The sequence below is a fragment of the Nocardioides sp. PD653-B2 genome (assembly GCF_002117935.1).
Lineage (GTDB): Bacteria > Actinomycetota > Actinomycetes > Propionibacteriales > Nocardioidaceae > Nocardioides.
Window position 1 is genome coordinate 1 of sequence record NZ_BDJE01000070.1, and the last position, 16,254, is coordinate 16,254.

The 16,254-nt window shown below is 72.0% G+C and carries 14 protein-coding genes and 1 pseudogene; 3 read left to right on the forward strand and 12 right to left on the reverse strand.

Annotation, left to right across the window (positions count from 1 at the left end; genetic code table 11):
• Positions 1-463 precede the first annotated feature (463 nt).
• From PD653B2_RS23390 to PD653B2_RS23415, 6 genes are read right to left on the reverse strand one after another with little or no spacing between them, the layout of a single operon-like run.
• The gene (locus PD653B2_RS23390) at positions 464-1,078 is read right to left on the reverse strand and encodes a GTP cyclohydrolase II (RefSeq protein WP_085874833.1); all 615 of its coding nucleotides are present in this window, start codon (positions 1,076-1,078) and stop codon (positions 464-466) included.
• Complete coding sequence (locus PD653B2_RS23395; protein WP_085874834.1) at positions 1,075-1,770, reverse strand: RibD family protein; 696 nt, start codon at positions 1,768-1,770, stop codon at positions 1,075-1,077. Before PD653B2_RS23395 ends, PD653B2_RS23390 begins: the two co-directional genes overlap by 4 nt.
• Positions 1,763-2,518: a lysylphosphatidylglycerol synthase domain-containing protein gene (locus PD653B2_RS23400; protein WP_085874835.1), complete on the reverse strand. Its 756-nt coding sequence runs from the start codon at positions 2,516-2,518 to the stop codon at positions 1,763-1,765. Before PD653B2_RS23400 ends, PD653B2_RS23395 begins: the two co-directional genes overlap by 8 nt.
• A complete protein-coding gene (locus PD653B2_RS23405) occupies positions 2,515-3,474 on the reverse strand; it encodes a glycosyltransferase family 4 protein (RefSeq protein WP_085874836.1) in 960 nt (319 codons plus the stop codon). The genes PD653B2_RS23400 and PD653B2_RS23405 overlap by 4 nt, the downstream gene beginning before the upstream one ends.
• Positions 3,471-3,851 carry a 6-pyruvoyl trahydropterin synthase family protein gene (locus PD653B2_RS23410; protein ID WP_085874845.1) on the reverse strand — a complete coding sequence of 127 codons (381 nt, stop codon included), beginning with the start codon at positions 3,849-3,851 and terminating at the stop codon, positions 3,471-3,473. Before PD653B2_RS23410 ends, PD653B2_RS23405 begins: the two co-directional genes overlap by 4 nt.
• 5 nt (positions 3,852-3,856) lie before the next feature.
• Positions 3,857-4,846, reverse strand: a complete 990-nt coding sequence (locus PD653B2_RS23415; RefSeq protein ID WP_085874837.1) for a zinc-dependent alcohol dehydrogenase — start codon at positions 4,844-4,846, stop codon at positions 3,857-3,859.
• 36 nt (positions 4,847-4,882) lie between these two features.
• Here PD653B2_RS23415 and PD653B2_RS23420 point away from each other — a divergent pair, with 36 nt between their 5' ends.
• Entirely contained in the window at positions 4,883-6,925 is a 2,043-nt protein-coding gene (locus PD653B2_RS23420) for a CDP-alcohol phosphatidyltransferase family protein (protein ID WP_242665421.1), read from the forward strand.
• Here the strand turns inward: PD653B2_RS23420 and PD653B2_RS23425 are convergent.
• From PD653B2_RS23425 to PD653B2_RS23435, 3 genes are read right to left on the reverse strand one after another with little or no spacing between them, the layout of a single operon-like run.
• Positions 6,915-7,595 (reverse strand): anti-sigma factor family protein, encoded by a 681-nt coding sequence (locus PD653B2_RS23425; RefSeq protein WP_085874839.1) that lies wholly within the window; start codon positions 7,593-7,595, stop codon positions 6,915-6,917. The two genes, PD653B2_RS23420 and PD653B2_RS23425, sit on opposite strands and share 11 nt — an antisense overlap.
• Positions 7,592-8,104, reverse strand: a complete 513-nt coding sequence (locus tag PD653B2_RS23430; protein WP_085874840.1) for a sigma-70 family RNA polymerase sigma factor — start codon at positions 8,102-8,104, stop codon at positions 7,592-7,594. The genes PD653B2_RS23425 and PD653B2_RS23430 overlap by 4 nt, the downstream gene beginning before the upstream one ends.
• 52 nt (positions 8,105-8,156) lie before the next feature.
• Positions 8,157-8,816 (reverse strand): acyltransferase, encoded by a 660-nt coding sequence (locus tag PD653B2_RS23435; protein ID WP_085874841.1) that lies wholly within the window; start codon positions 8,814-8,816, stop codon positions 8,157-8,159.
• A 147-nt stretch (positions 8,817-8,963) separates the two neighbouring features.
• Between PD653B2_RS23435 and PD653B2_RS23440 the strand changes: the two genes are divergently transcribed.
• Complete coding sequence (locus PD653B2_RS23440) at positions 8,964-12,293, forward strand: putative Ig domain-containing protein (protein ID WP_085874842.1); 3,330 nt, start codon at positions 8,964-8,966, stop codon at positions 12,291-12,293.
• A gap of 26 nt (positions 12,294-12,319) precedes the next feature.
• On the opposite strand, the gene PD653B2_RS23445 is transcribed toward PD653B2_RS23440, so the two are convergent.
• From PD653B2_RS23445 to PD653B2_RS23450, 3 genes are read right to left on the reverse strand one after another with little or no spacing between them, the layout of a single operon-like run.
• Positions 12,320-13,780, reverse strand: coding sequence for an alpha-amylase family glycosyl hydrolase (locus tag PD653B2_RS23445; RefSeq protein WP_207559508.1), 1,461 nt, complete (start codon positions 13,778-13,780; stop codon positions 12,320-12,322).
• Positions 13,781-13,797: 17 nt separating this feature from the next.
• Positions 13,798-14,919 carry a hypothetical protein gene (locus PD653B2_RS25455; RefSeq protein ID WP_207559507.1) on the reverse strand — a complete coding sequence of 374 codons (1,122 nt, stop codon included), beginning with the start codon at positions 14,917-14,919 and terminating at the stop codon, positions 13,798-13,800.
• Position 14,920: 1 nt separating this feature from the next.
• Positions 14,921-15,442 (reverse strand): SigE family RNA polymerase sigma factor, encoded by a 522-nt coding sequence (locus tag PD653B2_RS23450; protein WP_242665422.1) that lies wholly within the window; start codon positions 15,440-15,442, stop codon positions 14,921-14,923.
• Between the two features lie 536 nt (positions 15,443-15,978).
• Between PD653B2_RS23450 and PD653B2_RS23455 the strand changes: the two are divergent.
• Positions 15,979-16,254, forward strand: a pseudogene (locus tag PD653B2_RS23455) (HNH endonuclease); the annotation flags it as partial.

The following is a 16,254-nucleotide window of genomic DNA, read 5'->3' on the forward strand; positions in this document are numbered from 1 at the left end:
ATCGCCGCCCAGTCCACGGCCCGCTCGAACATTCGCACCTCGGCCGCGTCGGCGGTGGACTTGTCTTCGCGCGCGGCAGCCAGCACCGCACCAGCGGTGTCGAGTTCGGTGGTGACTGCCATGGTTCAACCCAAGCACCCGCCACCGACACTCAGACCCCGAAAACCCTGTTCTCCACAGGGTCCTGAGCATCTCGAAAGTAAAATCTTTCGGCGGTGACCACGACGGTCGACCCGAGCGGACCCGCAAGCCAAACGACGGCTGGAAATCGCCAGCTCAACCACAGCGGACGGTGACCACACCATTCTCTAGATTCCTTACGCCAAGCGGCCCGCAAGCCGAGCCAGGAGGCGGGTCGGCTGCGGGGGTTTCGAGACAGGCGCTGCGCGCCTTCCTCAACCACCGGGGGCGACAGGACTTCGTCCTTCCTCAACCACCGGGGACGACAGGACTTCGTCCTTCCTCAACCACCGGGGGCAGCGATGGGCAGAGTCAGGACGTGCGCGTGCCGGGCCTTGGCGGCCAGGTAGCGCGCGTTGCCGGACGTCAGGTGGACGCCGGTGGGGACCCGCTCGACGACGTCGACGCCGTGGCGAGCGAGCTGGTCGGCCTTGTCGGGGTTGTTGGTGAGCAGCGCGACCCGGTCGACGCCGAGGGCGCGGAGCATCTGGGCGGCGACGGTGTAGTCGCGCTCGTCCTCGCCGTAGCCGAGGGCGAGGTTCGCCTCGTAGGTGTCGAGGCCGGTGTCTTGGAGCGCGTAGGCGTCGAGCTTGGCGTAGAGCCCGATGCCGCGACCCTCCTGGCGCAGGTAGAGCAGGTAGCCGCCGGCGGCGGCGATCCGGCGGATCGACTCGTGCAGCTGGGGCCCGCAGTCGCAGCGCTCGCTGCCGAACACGTCGCCGGTCAGGCACTCGCTGTGCACCCGGACCAGCGGGATGCCGGACGGCGAGCCGAGGCGGAACGCGAGGTGCTCGCCGCGGTCCGCGAGCCCGTCGAACGTGGAGGCGCGGGCCTCGCCCGACCAGCCGTCCGCGAGCCGCAGCGGGACGGTCAGCGAGGTGCGGACCCCGGCAGTCACGGGACCTCGCTGCAACGGGGCGAGAGGGCATAGCGGAGCAGCACGACCTCGCCGATGCGTTGTACGTCGGCCAGCCGTGCGGGTCGGTCGGGGTGCCAGGGGAAGCGCCCGTCGTCGACGAAGCGCCGCGCCCGTGAGTCTCCGACGAAGAACGGTGCGACGACGAGATGGAGCTCGTCGGCGAGCCCGTCGGTGAGGAACTGCGTGTGGATCGTTCCGCCACCCTCGACCATCAGCCGTCGTACGCCGCGGTCGTGCAGGTCCTCGCTCAGCCACCGCATCGAGACCCGGGGACCACCGCCCACGACCGAGGCGACCCGGCCGAGCAGCGACCTGGCGTCGGACTCCGACGCAGAGGAGCAGTAGACGAGCTTCTCCGCGTCGCCCGTCGCGAAGAAGCGTGACTGGGGGTCGAGCTGCCCCCGACAGGTGACGGTGACCTTGGCCGGGCTCGGCGAGAGCCCGCGTGCCACCCGGGCCGAGCGACGCTCCGCGCTGCGCACCAGCAGCCGCGGGTTGTCGTTGCGCACCGTGGCGGCGCCGACCAGGATCGCGTCGCTGTCGGCCCGGACCGCGTCCACCCGGTCGAAGTCGGCCTCGTTGGAGAGGATCAGCCGCTCGTCGGACGCGCCGCCGAGGTAGCCGTCGATCGACATGCCACAGCTCAGGACGGTGTAGGGACGCTCAGCCACGAACGACTCCCTTCGCCATCAGGACGCCGCCCGGCAGCGTCGCGACCAGGGCCAGCAGGCCGTAGACGACCGCCACCGTCGCGCCCTGACCCGCGCCCAGCCCCGCGGCTGCGAACGCCCAGGCGGCGACGCCTTCGCGCGGTCCCCATCCCGCCACGTTGAGAGGGATCGCGGCCGCGAGCAGCACCACCAGCGCCAGCGGCAACAGCTCGGTGAGAGAGGCATCCGTGCCGGCGGCGCGGGCGGCGACCAGGAACACGAGGACATGGCCGAGCGCGGCGAGCAGCGAGGTCAGCACGACCACCGGCCAGCGGACCAGCGCGGCCACCACGAGCAGCCCGGGCGCCAGCGCCAGCCAGGGAAGCGGCCCGACCAGGAGCACGGCGACCGTTGCCACCACCTGCACCACCTGGCCGACCGTGCGCTCGGCCACGACCGGCCTGGCGCCGTGCCGGACAGCGCGCTGGACGTCGCCGAGGACGCCCCCGGGCAGCGTCGCGTTGAGGAACTGCGACCGGTAGTAGGCCCCCACCGCCGACCGCAGCGGCACGTCGACCCCCAGGCCGCCGGCGACCACCCGCCACCGCCACGCGCAGCACACCGTGGTCAGCGCCGTGATCGCGAGCGCCGCGACCAGGGCCACCGGGTGGGTCGAGCGCACGGCGTCGGCGAACGGTCCGGCACCCACGCGCCAGACGACGACGGCGAGCACCACGGCCCCGCCGGCCACCCGCCACCAGCGGCTCATGACGCGACCTCCGTCAGCGCACCGGCAACGAGCGCCGTCGTACGGCGCCAGTCGCCGAGGCCGTCCCGCCGGGCGCGGGCCGCGGCCCGGAGCCTCGCCCGATGACCCGGGTCGGTCAACCAGCGCCGCAGCGCGCCGGCGAGCGCCACCGCGTCGCCGCTCGGCACCAGCACCCCGGCCTCGTGACCCAGCGTGTGACCCAGCGTGTGACCCAGCGCCTCCCGCACCCCGCCGACGTCGGTGGTGATCACCGGCAGCCCGCGCGCGAGCGCCTCGGTGACGACCATCGCGTAGGTCTCGGCCCGCGAGGCGAGCACCAGCAGGTCGGCGCCCGCGTACGCCGCGTCCAGCTCGGCACGGGTCAGCGGGCCCGTGAGCCCGACCCCCTGCCCCAGGCCCGCCACGAAGCTGGGATCCACCGTCAGCGACCCCACCCCTCGACACGACCACGAGAGGTCCTCGACCAGGCCCAGTGCCGCGACCAGCACGTCGTACCCCTTGAGCGCCGTCACTGCCCCGACAGTCAGCAACGACGAACCCGACGACGTACCGGTGGCGAGGTCGGCGGGGTCCACGCCGGGCTCGGCGACGTGCACCCGCGTCGGGTCGAGCGAGTACCACTCCAGCAGCCGGCGCCGGGTCCAGCGGCTCGTGGTGACGATCCCGGCCGCCGCCTCGAGCACCGGCCGCTCCTCGGGTGCGTCGGGACCGAGCGGCATGTGCACCAGCACCACGACGCGCAGCCGCGCCGCGACCTCCACCAGGTCGGCGCCGGCGACCAGGCCGTCGACCAGCAGCAGCGTGCCGTCCGGGAGCTCCGGCAGCGCGACGTGCTCGTGCACGCACCAACCCAGCCCCGCGAGCCCGGCGAGGACCCGGCGGTCGTAGACGTTGCCCCCGCTCGGCCGAGCGGGGTCGTCGATGCCGGCCGGGAGGACGGCGTGCACCACGGTCACAGGTCCCTCTCGTAGCCGGCGGAGGCGATGTGGGACTCGTGCAGGGTGACCGCGATCCGCGCCACCGGCCCGAGCCCGGTGGCGCGCTCGGCCAGGCGGTCGGCGACCGTCCTGGCGAGCATTTCGGTCGAGGTGTTCGTGCCCGCGAACGCCGCCTCGTCGTCGAGGTTGCGGTAGGTGAGCTCGCCGAGGATCTCCCGCAGCACCTCGGCGGCCCGGCCGATGTCGACGAGGATCCCGTCGGGCCCGAGGTCGGGGCCCAGGAAGCTCGCGTCCACGACGTACGTCGCCCCGTGCAGGCGCTGGGCGGGTCCGAACACCTCACCGGTGAGGCTGTGGGCGATCATCATGTGGTCGCGGACGGTCACGCGGTACACGGTCGTCACTCCTCGTAGCGGATCGTGTGGCAGATGGCGGGCAGTAGCCCGGAGCTCAGCCGGGTCATCACCTCGGGCAGCTCGTCGAAGCGCGACTCGCCCGTCAGCAGCACCTCGAACGCCGGGTCGCGCAGCAGCTCGAGCGCGAGGGCGAGCCGGTCGGCGTGGGTCCGCGAGCCACGACGCGACGCGGCCACGCTGCCGACCTGGCTGGCGCGCAGGCCGAGCCGGCCCGAGTGGAACGACCCGCCCAGCGACAGGTGGACCCGCTCGCTGCCGTACCAGCTCAGGTCGAGGACGGTCCCCTCCGCAGCGAGCAGGTCGAGCGACAGCTGGAGGCCGGATGATGTCGCGCTCGTGTGGACCACCGCGTCGCGGCCCCGGGGCGCGTCGTCGGGTGCGGCGAACGCGACACCCAGCGCACCGGCGACGGACGCCCGCGACAGGTCCACGTCGACCAGCGTCACCTCGACCTCCGGGATCCGGGAGAGCAGCCGGGCGACGCAGCAGCCGACCATCCCCGCCCCCACGACCGCCACCCGGTCGCCGATCAGGGGCCCCAGGTCCCACAGCGCGTTGAGCGCGGTCTCGACGGTGCCGGTGAGCACCGCCCGCCGCGGCGGGACGCCCTCGGGCAGCGGCGTCACGGCCGCCTCCGGCACGACGTACGACGTCTGGTGCGGGTGCAGGCAGAAGACGTCGCGGCCCAGCAGCGCGGGCGGGCCGTGCTCGACCCGGCCGACGCTGAGGTAGCCGTACTTCACCGGACCCGGGAAGTCGCCCGCCTGGTACGGCGCGCGCATCGTCGCGTGCTGGTCGTCGGGGACGCCGCCGCGGAAGACCAGCGTCTCGGTGCCGCGGCTGACCCCGGAGTGCAGGGCGCGCACCAGTACGTCTCCGGGCCCGGGCTCGCGCAGCGGGGCCGGGCGGATCTCTCCCCGCCCGGGCTCGCGCACCCAGAACGCACGCGGGGTGAACCCCGTCGGCGTCGGCACCGTATGGCTGGTCACACCCACACACACGGAGGCGCGGTGCATCGGGTTCACCGACCGGCCGACGCGATCACGCTCGTCAGGGCGGTGCTCGCGGTGGTCGTCGCGGCCATCGGCCCGACCGGCCCCGGTCTGGCGCTCGTCGTCGTCGCCCTGTGCCTGGACTGGGTCGACGGCCAGGTCGCCCGCAGGACCCACACCGAGAGCGCGTTCGGCGCCCGCTTCGACATGGAGACCGACGCGTTCCTCATCGCGGTCCTCAGCGTGTACGTCGCGGCCGACCTCGGCTGGTGGGTGCTGCTCATCGGCGCCGCACGCTACCTGCTCTGGCTGGCCGAGCGGGTGCTGCCCTGGCTGCGCCGGCCGGTGCCGCCCCGCTACTGGCGCAAGGTGGTCGCTGCCGTCCAGGGCATCGTGCTCGCCGTCGCAGCGTCCGGGCTGGTCCCGGACGCGGTGGCGCAGGCGATGCTGCTGGTCGCGCTCGGGCTGCTCGCCGAGTCGTTCGGCCGCGACGTCTGGTGGCTCTGGCACACCCGGCGCGCGACGGCGCCGTACCCCACCGGCGGGGGTGCCACCCTCGTCGCGATCGCCGCGGTCTGGCTGGCCCTCGTGCTGCCGCAGACCCCGGGCGATCTGCTCCGCGTGCCGGTCGAGGCGGTGCTGCTCGTGGTCGTGGCACTGCTCCCCTGGCGGCCGGCGCGCCGGCTCGCCGCGGCCGTGATCGGGGTGGCGCTCGCGGTCGTCGTCGTGCTGACGGTCCTCGACGTCGGGTTCGAGCGGGTGCTCGACCGGCCGTTCGACCCGGTCGCGGACTGGGTCTACCTCGCCGACGGGGTGGGCGTCCTCGGCGACTCCATCGGGGTGGCCGCGGCCCGGGCGACGGCGGTCGCCGCGCTCGTCCTCGTGGTCGCCGTCCTGGTGCTGCTGCCGCTGGCGGCGGTCCGCGTCTCCGGCACCGTCGCCACCCACCCCCGGGCGGCGGTCTCGGTCGCGCTCGCGCTGCTCCTGGCCCCGATCACGCAGCTCGGCTCCACCAGCGCCGCCGTGCTCGCCTACGACGAGGTCGTGCAGGTGCGCGCCGACCTCGCCGACCGGCGCACGTTCGGCCGGGAGATCGCCGCCGACCGCTACGCCGGCGTGCCCGCCGACCGGCTGCTCCGTGGGTTGCGTGGCAAGGACGTGCTCGTCGTGTTCGTCGAGAGCTACGGGCGGGTCGCCGTGCAGGGGACGTCGTACTCCCCCGGCATCGCCGCCGTCCTCGACGACGGCAGCCACCGGCTCCGCGCCGCCGGCTATGCCAGCCGCAGCGCCTTCCTCACCTCACCCACCTTCGGCGCGGGCAGCTGGCTCGCCCACGCCAGCGTCCAGTCGGGGCTGTGGGTCGACAGCGAACAGCGCTACGAGCAGCTGCTCGGCCAGGACCGCCTGACGCTGACGTCGGCCTTCGGGGCCGCGGGCTGGCGCACGGTCTTCGACGTGCCCGCCGACACCCGGGACTGGCCCGAGGGCGCGGACTTCTACGGCTTCGACCACCTCTACGACTCCCGTAACGTGGGCTACCGGGGACCCGAGTTCGGCTACGCGCCGATGCCGGACCAGTACACGCTCAAGACCTTCCAGCACCTCGAGCTCGACCCCGCCGACCGGCCCCCGGTGATGGGCGAGATCGACCTGGTCTCCAGCCACCACCCGTGGGCGCCGTCGCCCGAGCTGGTGCCCTGGGACCAGGTGGGCGACGGCTCGGTCTTCGCGGACGTGCCCACCCAGCCGGACTCGTCGGACGTGCAGACGCTCTACGGCCAGTCGGTCGAGTACACGATGGGCACCCTCGTCTCCTGGCTCGAGACGCAGCCCGACCCGGACCTGGTGCTGCTGGTGCTCGGTGACCACCAACCGCACTCCTACGTCAGCGGACCGGACCCCGGGCACGACGTCCCGGTGTCGCTGATCGCCCGCGACCGCGGCGTCGTACGGCGGATCGCCGACTGGGGCTGGCAGCCCGGGCTGCACCCCTCGCCGGACGCACCGGTCTGGCCGATGAACGTGGTGCGGGACCGGTTCCTGGCGGCCTTCAGCCGGTGAGCTCGAGGACCGGCTGACCGGTCTCGGTCTGCACCTCGACCGACTGGATCTGGTCAGCCGTGAGTGCGGTCGCGCTCGTGAGGTGCATCGTCTTGCCGGGCAGTCCCTTCCAGGTGCCGACCTGCTCACTGCCGCCGTCCCGGGTGCGCACGACGAGCGCGTAGGACTGCGGAGTCTCGTGGTGGTAGCCGCCCAGCTCGTCGTAGCTGCACGTCAGGTCGAGCCGGGTGCCCCACCCGACCGGGGTCAGGGAGAGCTGGCCCAGCACGCCGGTCTGGCCGACCTGCGTCATCTCGCGCGCTGCCGCGATCGTGGGCTGCGTCTGCGACGGCGTGTCGCCGCCGGTCACCGAGATGACACTGGCGGTGCCGACCCCGACCGCGACGACCGTGACGGCCGCGACGAGGCCGATCGTCCAGCGCCGGCGCACCTGCCCGCGTCGGACCTCCCGGACCAGTGCAGGCAGCAGCGTCTCGGGGACCTGCTCCGGCTCGTGCTCGAGCACCTCGGGCGACACCTGGGCGAGCAGCCCGGGCAGCCCGGCGAGCTGGCTGACGGCGAGCGAGCAGGTCGGGCAGCCGGGCAGGTGCCGCTCGAACTCCAGGCGCTCCTCGGGCGACAGCGCGCCGAGGACGTACGCCCCGTCGAGGTGGGCGAGCTCGCAGCTCATGCCACCACCCCCATCTCCTGGAGCGCGAGCCGGAGCGCGCGCAATGCGTAGTGCGTTCGTGACTTCACCGTGCCCTCGGGCACGCCGAGCCGACGGGCCGCCTCCGCGACCGACCGCCCACCGTAGTAGCACTCCATGAGCACCGCCCGGTGCTCCGTCGACAGCCGGGTGAGCGCGTCCGCGACGACCCATGACAGCAGCAGCTGGTCGGTGCGGTCCACCTCGTCGCCGACCTCGGGGACGTCGGCGACGGTGAGCTCGCTCTGGGACCGCTTCGTACGCCACTCGTCGATGACGATGTTGCGGGCGACCTTGAAGAGCCAGGCCCGTACGGAGCCCTGCGAGCCGTCGAGCGCCGGGAACTTCCGCCAGGCGCGCAGCAGCGTCTCTTGCACGACGTCCTCGGCCCGGGCCCGGTCCTGGCCGGTCAGGCGCAGGCAGTAGCCCCAGAGCGCGGCGGCATGCTCGTCGTGCAGCTGCTGCATCAACGCGACGGGACTGTCGGCCATCACCCCTCCTACACCTGACACGGACGACGGTGCCCCCTGGTTCACCAGGGTCCTAGCGCAGCGCGACGCCCGTCGGTCGGATGTCGCCCTGGGGGGTCACCCAGCCGATGCCCGGCTCGAAGGCACGCAGGGTGCGCGCAGGCGCACCACCCACCACGGCGTAGTCGTCGACCACGCCGCGCACGACGGACCCGGCGGCCACGACGACGTTCCGGCCGATGCAGGTGCCGGGCAGGATGATCGACCCGTGGCCGATCCAGGTGCCGGCCCCGATCGTCACCGGCTGGTGCTCACCGAGCTGACGGCCGATCGGCACGTCGACGTCCTGGTAGCCGTGGCTGGCGTCGGACACGAAGATGTCCTGGCCGAACCAGACGTCGTCGCCGATCTCGATCGAGGAGTGTGCCGTCAGGCTCGTCCGGGCGCCGATCACGCAGCGGTCCCCGATGACCAGGCCCCGCTCGGGCAGGTTCGGCGCCCCCGGGCTGTAGCCGACCGAGAGCGTCACCTGCCGGCCGATCAACGTGTGCGACCCGATGTGGATCGAGCCGGTGTTCATCAGCGTGGCGGCCGGGAACCCGATGCTGCTGGCCTCGCCGAGCGCCCCGAGGGTGTCGCCGGCCCGGGTGCCCGGCACGATCTCGCCGTTGCGTTGCGCCCACCGCCAGACGGCATGGACGACGCGGTTCGACAGTCGGCTGAGTCTGTTCACGCCGTGAGGCTACTCACCCGGTGGCCGTCGCGGACGGAATCATGATCTGCCCTGTCCGACCCGGTGGTCTACACCGCTGCGACGGTTGCTCGCGATCCGTCCCGCGCGAACTCCGGCGGCGATTAGTGTCCGCGCCGGGAGGACGCCATGGCGGGTGCGCGCAGCGGGGCACGTGCGCTGGTCGGCGCGGCCGCGGCCGCCGTAGTCCTGGCGGCGGGTCTGACGGCGCCGGTGACGCCGGCAGCGGCGGCCCCGAGAGCCACGGAGTCGTCCGCGTCCGGGTCGTCCGTGCTCGGGCCGGCCCGACCAGTGATGTCGCCGGACCGCTCCCACGCCGCCCAGCGCCCCGACGTGCGGATCGCTCCCATCCGGGCCCACGCCCGGGTCAGGGCCAACATCTTCGAGTGCACGAGCCAGAAGGACCACCGCAAGAAGCTCAAGCCATGGGAGGTCTTCGTCCATCCGGACGGAGTCCTGATCGACGTCACCTTCGACAACTTCAGCGCCAACGCCGACTTCGACGACCCCACCGGCTACATCTACTACCAGGTCACCGGGGACATCAGCTGGGGCATCCATCTCGAGCTCAAGCTCGGTGTCCACTGCGAGCTCGCCCCTGATGCCAGGAAGTCGCTCACCCTCTTCGACCAGAAGATCGGACAGGTGGGGCCGGTCCCGATCCGGCTCGCAGTGCGCCCGGTGTTCGAGTTCGACGCGGGAGCCAAGGGCAGCTTCGAGGTGAAGCAGACCCGCCACCTCGTCGGAACGATCGAGAAGCGTGCGGACGAGAGCCCCACCTTCGACATGTCCTTCGACCCGACGTCGTCGGTTGTCGACGTCGACGCCGGCCTCGAGGCGTCGGTCACCGCGGGGCTCGAGCTCGAGCTCTTCGGCGGAGTGGGCTCGACCGGCAAGCGGGTGGGGCTCGGCGTGGCACTCGCTGTCGGCATCAAGTTCGCCGTCGAGCCGGAGCGCGGTTGCGCCGAGATCTTCGCGACCATTCCCGTGTCTCTCACGGTCCGCCTCGACCTCTGGCGGACCGAGTGGAAGCTCGTCAAGCTCTCGCATGACTTCGGCCGCGCCATCCTCGAGAGGCTCTGCTTCACCAAGCCGTCGATCAAGCCGAGCCTCCCAGCGGCCACGCTCGGGGTGAGCTACGACCAGCGGCTCCAGACGAAGGACAACCGCTCGGGCCGCTGGGCCGTCTCTGACGCCAGCCTGCCGCCTGGCCTCACTCTCGATCCCGACACGGGCCGGCTCTTCGGGGTCCCGACGGGGAACGCCGGGACGCGAGTGCTGCAGGTGTCGTTCACCGACGTCGCCAAGCAGACGACGACCTCCGCCGTCTCGCTCCCCGTGCTGGGCACACCCGACATCGTGGCCCGACTGCTCGGCAACATCGCGCGCCAGGCCGACGGGAAGGCCTGGTACGTCGACCTCCGTGGAGGACGCCACTCCATTCCGGACGGTGGGACCTACGAGTGCCTGGTGGCCCAAGGGGCCGTGCCGGTCGAGGTCTCGCCGACGGACGTGTCCACCCTCCCGCTGACCGAGAACGCAGCGTGCGTCCGCGCGGCCATCGGCGACATCATCCGCACCCGGGACGGTGATGCCTACCTGCTCGACGCCGGCTGGGTCCGTCGGTGGATCCCCGACGGCAACAGCTACGACTGCCTCCGACTCAACGGGCACGCGGTCGTCAACGCCGTACCCCGCTACTACGTCATGGACCACACCTCCGGTCCCGACGCCACCCTCGACTGCGCCAGCAGGGATGCCGCGAAGGGTCATGTCGTCAAGGCCGATGACGGCTCGAGCTGGTACATCGACCTCCGAGGAACCGCGCACTGGATCCCCGACGGCGGCACCTACGACTGCATCACGCAGCAGGGCCGGTCGCTCCACCCCTACGTGATCCCGCGCCGGCTCCTCGGCAACTTCGGCGATCCCAAGGAGTACGCCGCGTGCGTCCGCGCCTCGCCGGGCTCCATCATCCGGACGAAGGACAGCGACGCGTACCTGATCCAGCCGGACTGGACCCGCTCCTGGATCCCGGACGGCCGTACCTACCAGTGCCTCGAGGCCAACGACCACGCTCTGGTCGACAACGTCCCGCGGTACTACCTCATGGACCTGACCCAGGGCCCGAACGTCTCGCTCAACTGTTACGACGCCGCAGCGGTCAAGGGCAAGGCGGTGCGGGCCAGCGACGGCAGCAGCTTCTACATCGACAAGCGTGGTGGGAAGCACTGGATCCCCGACGGCGGCACGTTCGAGTGCGTGGCGGCCCAGACCGGCGGCGCCTGGCCCTACCGGGTGCCCGTCGCGTGGCTCACGCAGGAGCGCTACGAGGAGGCCCAGTGCGTGCGCGCCAACCCGGGCGACATCATCCGGCACAGCGACGGCGACGCCTACCTGATCAACGGCGACTGGTCGCGCGGCTGGATCCCGGACGCGGCGTCGTACGCGTGCTGGCGCGCCGAGCAGCGCGCCGTGGTGCACAACGTCCCGCGCTACTACGTCGACGATCTCGTCCAGGTGGGCAATGCGTCGTACCCGAGCGGACACTGCCTCGTCCGGCGTCCCAACGGGTCGGCGTACTTCGTCAACAACGAAGGCAACAAGGAGTGGGTGCCGGACACCCCGACCTGGGACTGCGAGGTCGGTCGCGGGGTGCCGGTCGTCAACTCGACCGACGGCATCGTCGACTCGATCACCGAGGTCGGCTGGCACTACTGCCTCAACAAGGCCAACCTCCGCGGCAAGCTGCTCCGGCACACGGACGGCGACGTCAGCTACATCCACGGTGACGACACGAGGACCTGGGTGCCCGACGAGTTCACCTACAACTGCCGCACCAACGCCGGGGTCCAGGTGGTCGAGACGCGCTGGCGCGAGTACGTCAACGCCTTCGCCGACGCCGGGTGGGACTACTGCTTCGACATCAACACGTTCAAGAACCGCTACATCCGCCACCCCGACGGGGACATCTACTTCGTCGACGACCGCGGCGTCCGGCACTGGGTGCCCACGGCATCGACGCAGAACTGCCTGAACGGGAGGTACGGGGCACCGGCGACCGTCCGGTGGCGCGAGTACATCAACCGACTTCCCCAGGGCGACTGGGCCGTGTGCGGTGACACGCTCTACCGCAACCAGAACCTGGATGTCGGCCAGTGGCTCCGATCCTCGAACGGCGCCTACACCCTGGTGATGCAGTCCGACGCCAACCTCGTGCTCTACCACGGCTCGCGGGCGATCTGGGCGTCCGGCACCAACGGCCGGCCCGTCCACCACCTGAAGCTCCACGACAACGGCTGCATGGCGCTGATCGACTCCTCGGGCAACTGGCTGTGGCGCCCGAGCCCGGACCCGTGCAACAAGGGAGGCGACCACCTCGCCGTCCAGAACGACGGCAACCTGGTCCTGTACGCGGGCTCCCGCGCCGTATGGGCGAGCAACACCTCCGGTCGATGAGGTATCTCCTAGGAGGTCTGGGTCGACTAGGGTCCGTCGATCTGGAAGACGTGGTAGTCGCGGGGACCCAGGTCGAGGAACAGCCCGGGGTCCGCCACGTCGCGGTCGTGCTCGATGCCGTCGTGCATGCGGTCGGTCAACCGCACGGACCCGTCCGCCGACAGGACCGTGTCGAGGACGACCCGGCACCCGGCCCGCTCGCCCGTCAGGTTGACGACGACCAGCCAGCACAGCGGCTCGCCGACCGCGCGGGACCAACCCGCCACGACACACGCGTGGTGCGTCGGGTTGCCGTCCCAGGCCGGCTCGGCGGGCAGCAGCCGCCAGTGACCGTCGCGCAGGACCGGGTCTGCGAGCACGCCGAGGAGCCGGTCGTAGAACGAGACCAGCGCCGGGTCGGCCGGCTCATCGGGACGACGGCGCAGGTGCAGGGGCGCCTTGACCCGGCGCCCCTCCAGCTGGCCATCGTGGAAGAGCCGGAGCCCGGCGCCGAGGTAGGTGACGACCGCGGCCGCCTCGTGGGCGGGCTGGGTGAAGGTCGCGGCAGCGCGCGGCTCGTCGTGGTTCTCCAGGAAGCGGGCTGAACGGGCCTCGAAGTCGGCGGACGCAGCGAGATGGCCACGCACCGCGGACGGGTCGCCGCCGAGGAGCAGGTCGTAGAGCCCCTTGTCGTAGGTGTAGTCGAAGCCGTGCTGCTGCAGCTGCCACTCGAGGCCCCAGTAGACCTCGGCCATCAGCACGACGCCGGGATGCCCGGCACGGACGGCGGCGATCGCGTCGGGCCAGAACGCGGCGTCGAGCGGCGAGCCCCAGGTCGCGGTGAACACTTCCGGCTCCAGGAGCATCGCCATGTCGCAGCGGACCCCGTCGCACCGGTCGGCCACCCGCGCCAGCTCGGCGGACATCGCGGCGCGGAGCCCGGGGCTCCGGTAGTCGAGCTGCGCGGTGTCCGGCCACCCGTCGAAGTAGAGGTCTCGACCGTGCGCCACGACGCGGTCGCCGACGCGGACGTAGTTCTGCGGCTGGGCCTCGAGGGCGGCCTCACTGCCGCCGACGTACCACTGGGGCTCGTCGACCAGCCAGGGGTGGTCGAGCGCGGTGTGGTTGGGCACGAAGTCCAGCATCAGCCTCAGCCCGCGCTCGACCAGGCGTGCTCGCAGGCGGGCCAGGGCGTCGTCCCCGCCGAAGTCGCGGTGGACGTCGTACGCCACGATGGCGAACGGCGAGCCCGTGACGTCTTCGGGCACGAAGTCCGGCAACACGGCCCGGTACTCCGCCAGCCACGCGGGGTCGGTCGCGGAGACGGCGCGACCGGCCGCTCCGGTCTGCCAGACGCCGAGCATCCAGACCCAGTCGAACCCGCGAGCGGCGATGTCATCGACGAACTCGTCGGGGACGTCGTCGAGAGTCGCCGAGCGGCCGAGCTCCACGCCCCGCTCGTGGAGCAGCACCCGGGTGTTCACCTGGTACAGCAGCGGGTTGCCCACACGTCCCCCGTGACTCGTCAGGGTGCCGAGATCTGCACGCACCGGGCGGGCAGGGCACTGCACCGCACCATCGTCGCACCGCCGTCGCCGCGGCGCCGGACCACCGCCGCCACCAGGTGGTCGTCGTCCTCCCACGCCCAGGTCTCGACGCGGAAGTCCCATCCCTTCGGGGCGCTCAGCATGTCGACCTCGGCGGTGTCGACGGACTGGACCTCGAGCGTGTGGATCTGGGTGACCTCACCGCCCGTGCTGCCCTCGGGTGTCGACACGAGCCACACGCCACCCGGGCTCACGACCATCCCGGCTCGAGCCGGACCGTCGAGGCGGGTCAGCTCGCCGGCGTCGGAGATCTCAGCCAGGTACGGCGTCTCGGCCGTCCCGTCGTGCACCACGAGGCCGGCCGCGGTGCTGGCGTCGACCAGCTGCCCTGGGGCGGTGTCGGACAGGTCGACGGTGCCGCTGCCGTCGCCGACGAGCGGCAACCAAAGGACGCTGTCGTCCTGTCCCTGCGCGATCACCAGGCCGTCGTTCGTCACCGCCCGGACCCGGAACGCGGTGCCGTCCTGCGGGCCGCTGACGTCCGCGGCGACGCCGCCCAGGCCCGCACCGTCGGGCCGGGTGTCGAAGCCGGTCAGCATCCCGCCGTCCTCGGAGCTGAGGTAGGCGACGTATCGCCCGTCCGGGGAGATGGCCGGGACGGAGTCCACCAGCAGCCCGGGGATGGCGGTCGCGTCCTGCCCCCGGCCCCACCACCAGGTGTAGTCGGTGCGCTGGGCGATCCACCCGGCATCACCCGACTCCACCATCCACCAGGTGCCGGGCACCCGCTGACCGTCGACGTACAGCCGCTGGTCGAGGACGTAGGGGACCTCCGGCGCGGTGGTCGGGATCTCGGCGACCGTCTCGGTCGGGGTGGGCACCACGGGCGCGGGCTCCACGTCCTGACCGTCCCGCATGGTCGCCATCAGGGCGACCGCCCCGGCCACGATCAGCGCCACGGCCGCGGCGACCAGCAGCGGCTGCCAGCGCCGGTGGGTCCGCGGCTCTTCGTGCGGGAGCACCGGCGGGGCAGGGACGGTCAGGCCGCCGGCCACCTCACGCAGCTCGCGGCTCAGGGTCTCTTCGATGTCGATGGCCATGTCAGCCCTCCCTCCCGTCGGTGATGTCTGTGCCGTCCTGACCGATCGCGGCCCTGAGGGCTCTCAGGGCGTGGTGCGCGGTGGACTTCACGGTCCCCCGTGAGCAGCCGAGAGCATCCGCGATCTGCTCCTCGCTGAGATCCTCGTAGTAGCGGAGCACGATCACCGCGCGCTGCCGTGGCGGCAGCGTCCTCACGTGCGGCCACAGCACCATCCGTTCCTCGGGACCGGCGACCACGGCGGCTGCCGGCTCGGGGGGCTGATCGGTGAGCAGCTCGAGCCGGCGCGACTTCGGGCGGCGCTGGGAGAGGTAGGTGTTGGTGAGCATCCGCCGGAGGTATGCCGTCGGGGAGTCCGAGCCCCGGACCCGCGACCAGGACCGGTAGGCCTTCAACCATGTCTGCTGCGCGATGTCCTCGGCGTCGGCGTGGTTCCCGGTCAGGAGATAGGCGTAGCGGTAGAGCGCCGGCCACGCGTCGGCGGCGTACTCCTCGAACGTGCCTGTCCCCGCGGTGCTCGTCACGGTGTTCATCCTCGGTCACCACTCCCTTCTGCTGACCTGACTCCGGGAGCCGGCCAGAAGGTTGTGCCGATGACCGGTCGAATTCTGTCCTGGCGCCGGCAGGTCCCCGCCGCCGTTCGTGCGCCGTCCTCTTTCGGCACCACCCCCACCTCGGTGGTTGAGGAAGGACGGAGTCCTGTCGCCCCCGGTGGTTGAGGAAGGACGAAGTCCTGTCACCCCCGGTGGTTGAGGAAGGCGCGCAGTCCTGTCGTCCCCGGTGGTTGAGGAAGGCGCGTAGCGCCTGTCTCGAAACCCCCGCAGCCGACCCGCCCACCTGTCCTCGGGCTGCGGGCCGCTGTCAGGGATTTACAGAGTGATGTGGTCGCCGTCCGCTTCGGTTACGGCGGCGATTTCCAGCCGTCGTTTGGCTTGCGGGTCCGCGGGGGGCGACCGTCGTGGTCACCGCCGAAAGATTTTACTTTCCGAAATGCTCAGGACCCTGTGTACAACCGGGTTTTCGGGGTCTGACTGTCGGTGGCGGGTGCTTGGCTGTTCGTATGGCAGCCACCACCGAACTCGACACCGCGACCGCGGTGCTGGCTGCCGCCCGCGAACGTCGAGCGGTCGCCGATCAGGCCGAGTCCGAGCAATTCCAGCTGGCCGCCCAGTGGGCCGCCATGCACTCGGTCGACTCGATCGGTCCCGCCGCGGTGTGGGAGGGCGAGCTGCCCATCGCGGGTGAGGGTGCACCGTTGGTGGCGGAGTTCTGTGTCGCCGAGTTCGCGCTCGCGATCGGCAAGTCCACCGACGCGGGCCGGGCGTACCTGGGTGAG

Excerpts from the sequence above, each read along its gene's own strand:
- PD653B2_RS25455 (WP_207559507.1), bottom strand. The coding sequence starts at position 14,919 with ATGGCCATCGACATCGAAGAGACCCTGAGCCGCGAGCTGCGTGAGGTG.
- PD653B2_RS23400 (WP_085874835.1), bottom strand. The coding sequence starts at position 2,518 with ATGAGCCGCTGGTGGCGGGTGGCCGGCGGGGCCGTGGTGCTCGCCGTC.
- PD653B2_RS23425 (WP_085874839.1), bottom strand. The coding sequence starts at position 7,595 with ATGAGCTGCGAGCTCGCCCACCTCGACGGGGCGTACGTCCTCGGCGCG.
- PD653B2_RS23430 (WP_085874840.1), bottom strand. The coding sequence starts at position 8,104 with ATGGCCGACAGTCCCGTCGCGTTGATGCAGCAGCTGCACGACGAGCAT.
- PD653B2_RS23440 (WP_085874842.1), top strand. The coding sequence starts at position 8,964 with ATGGCGGGTGCGCGCAGCGGGGCACGTGCGCTGGTCGGCGCGGCCGCG.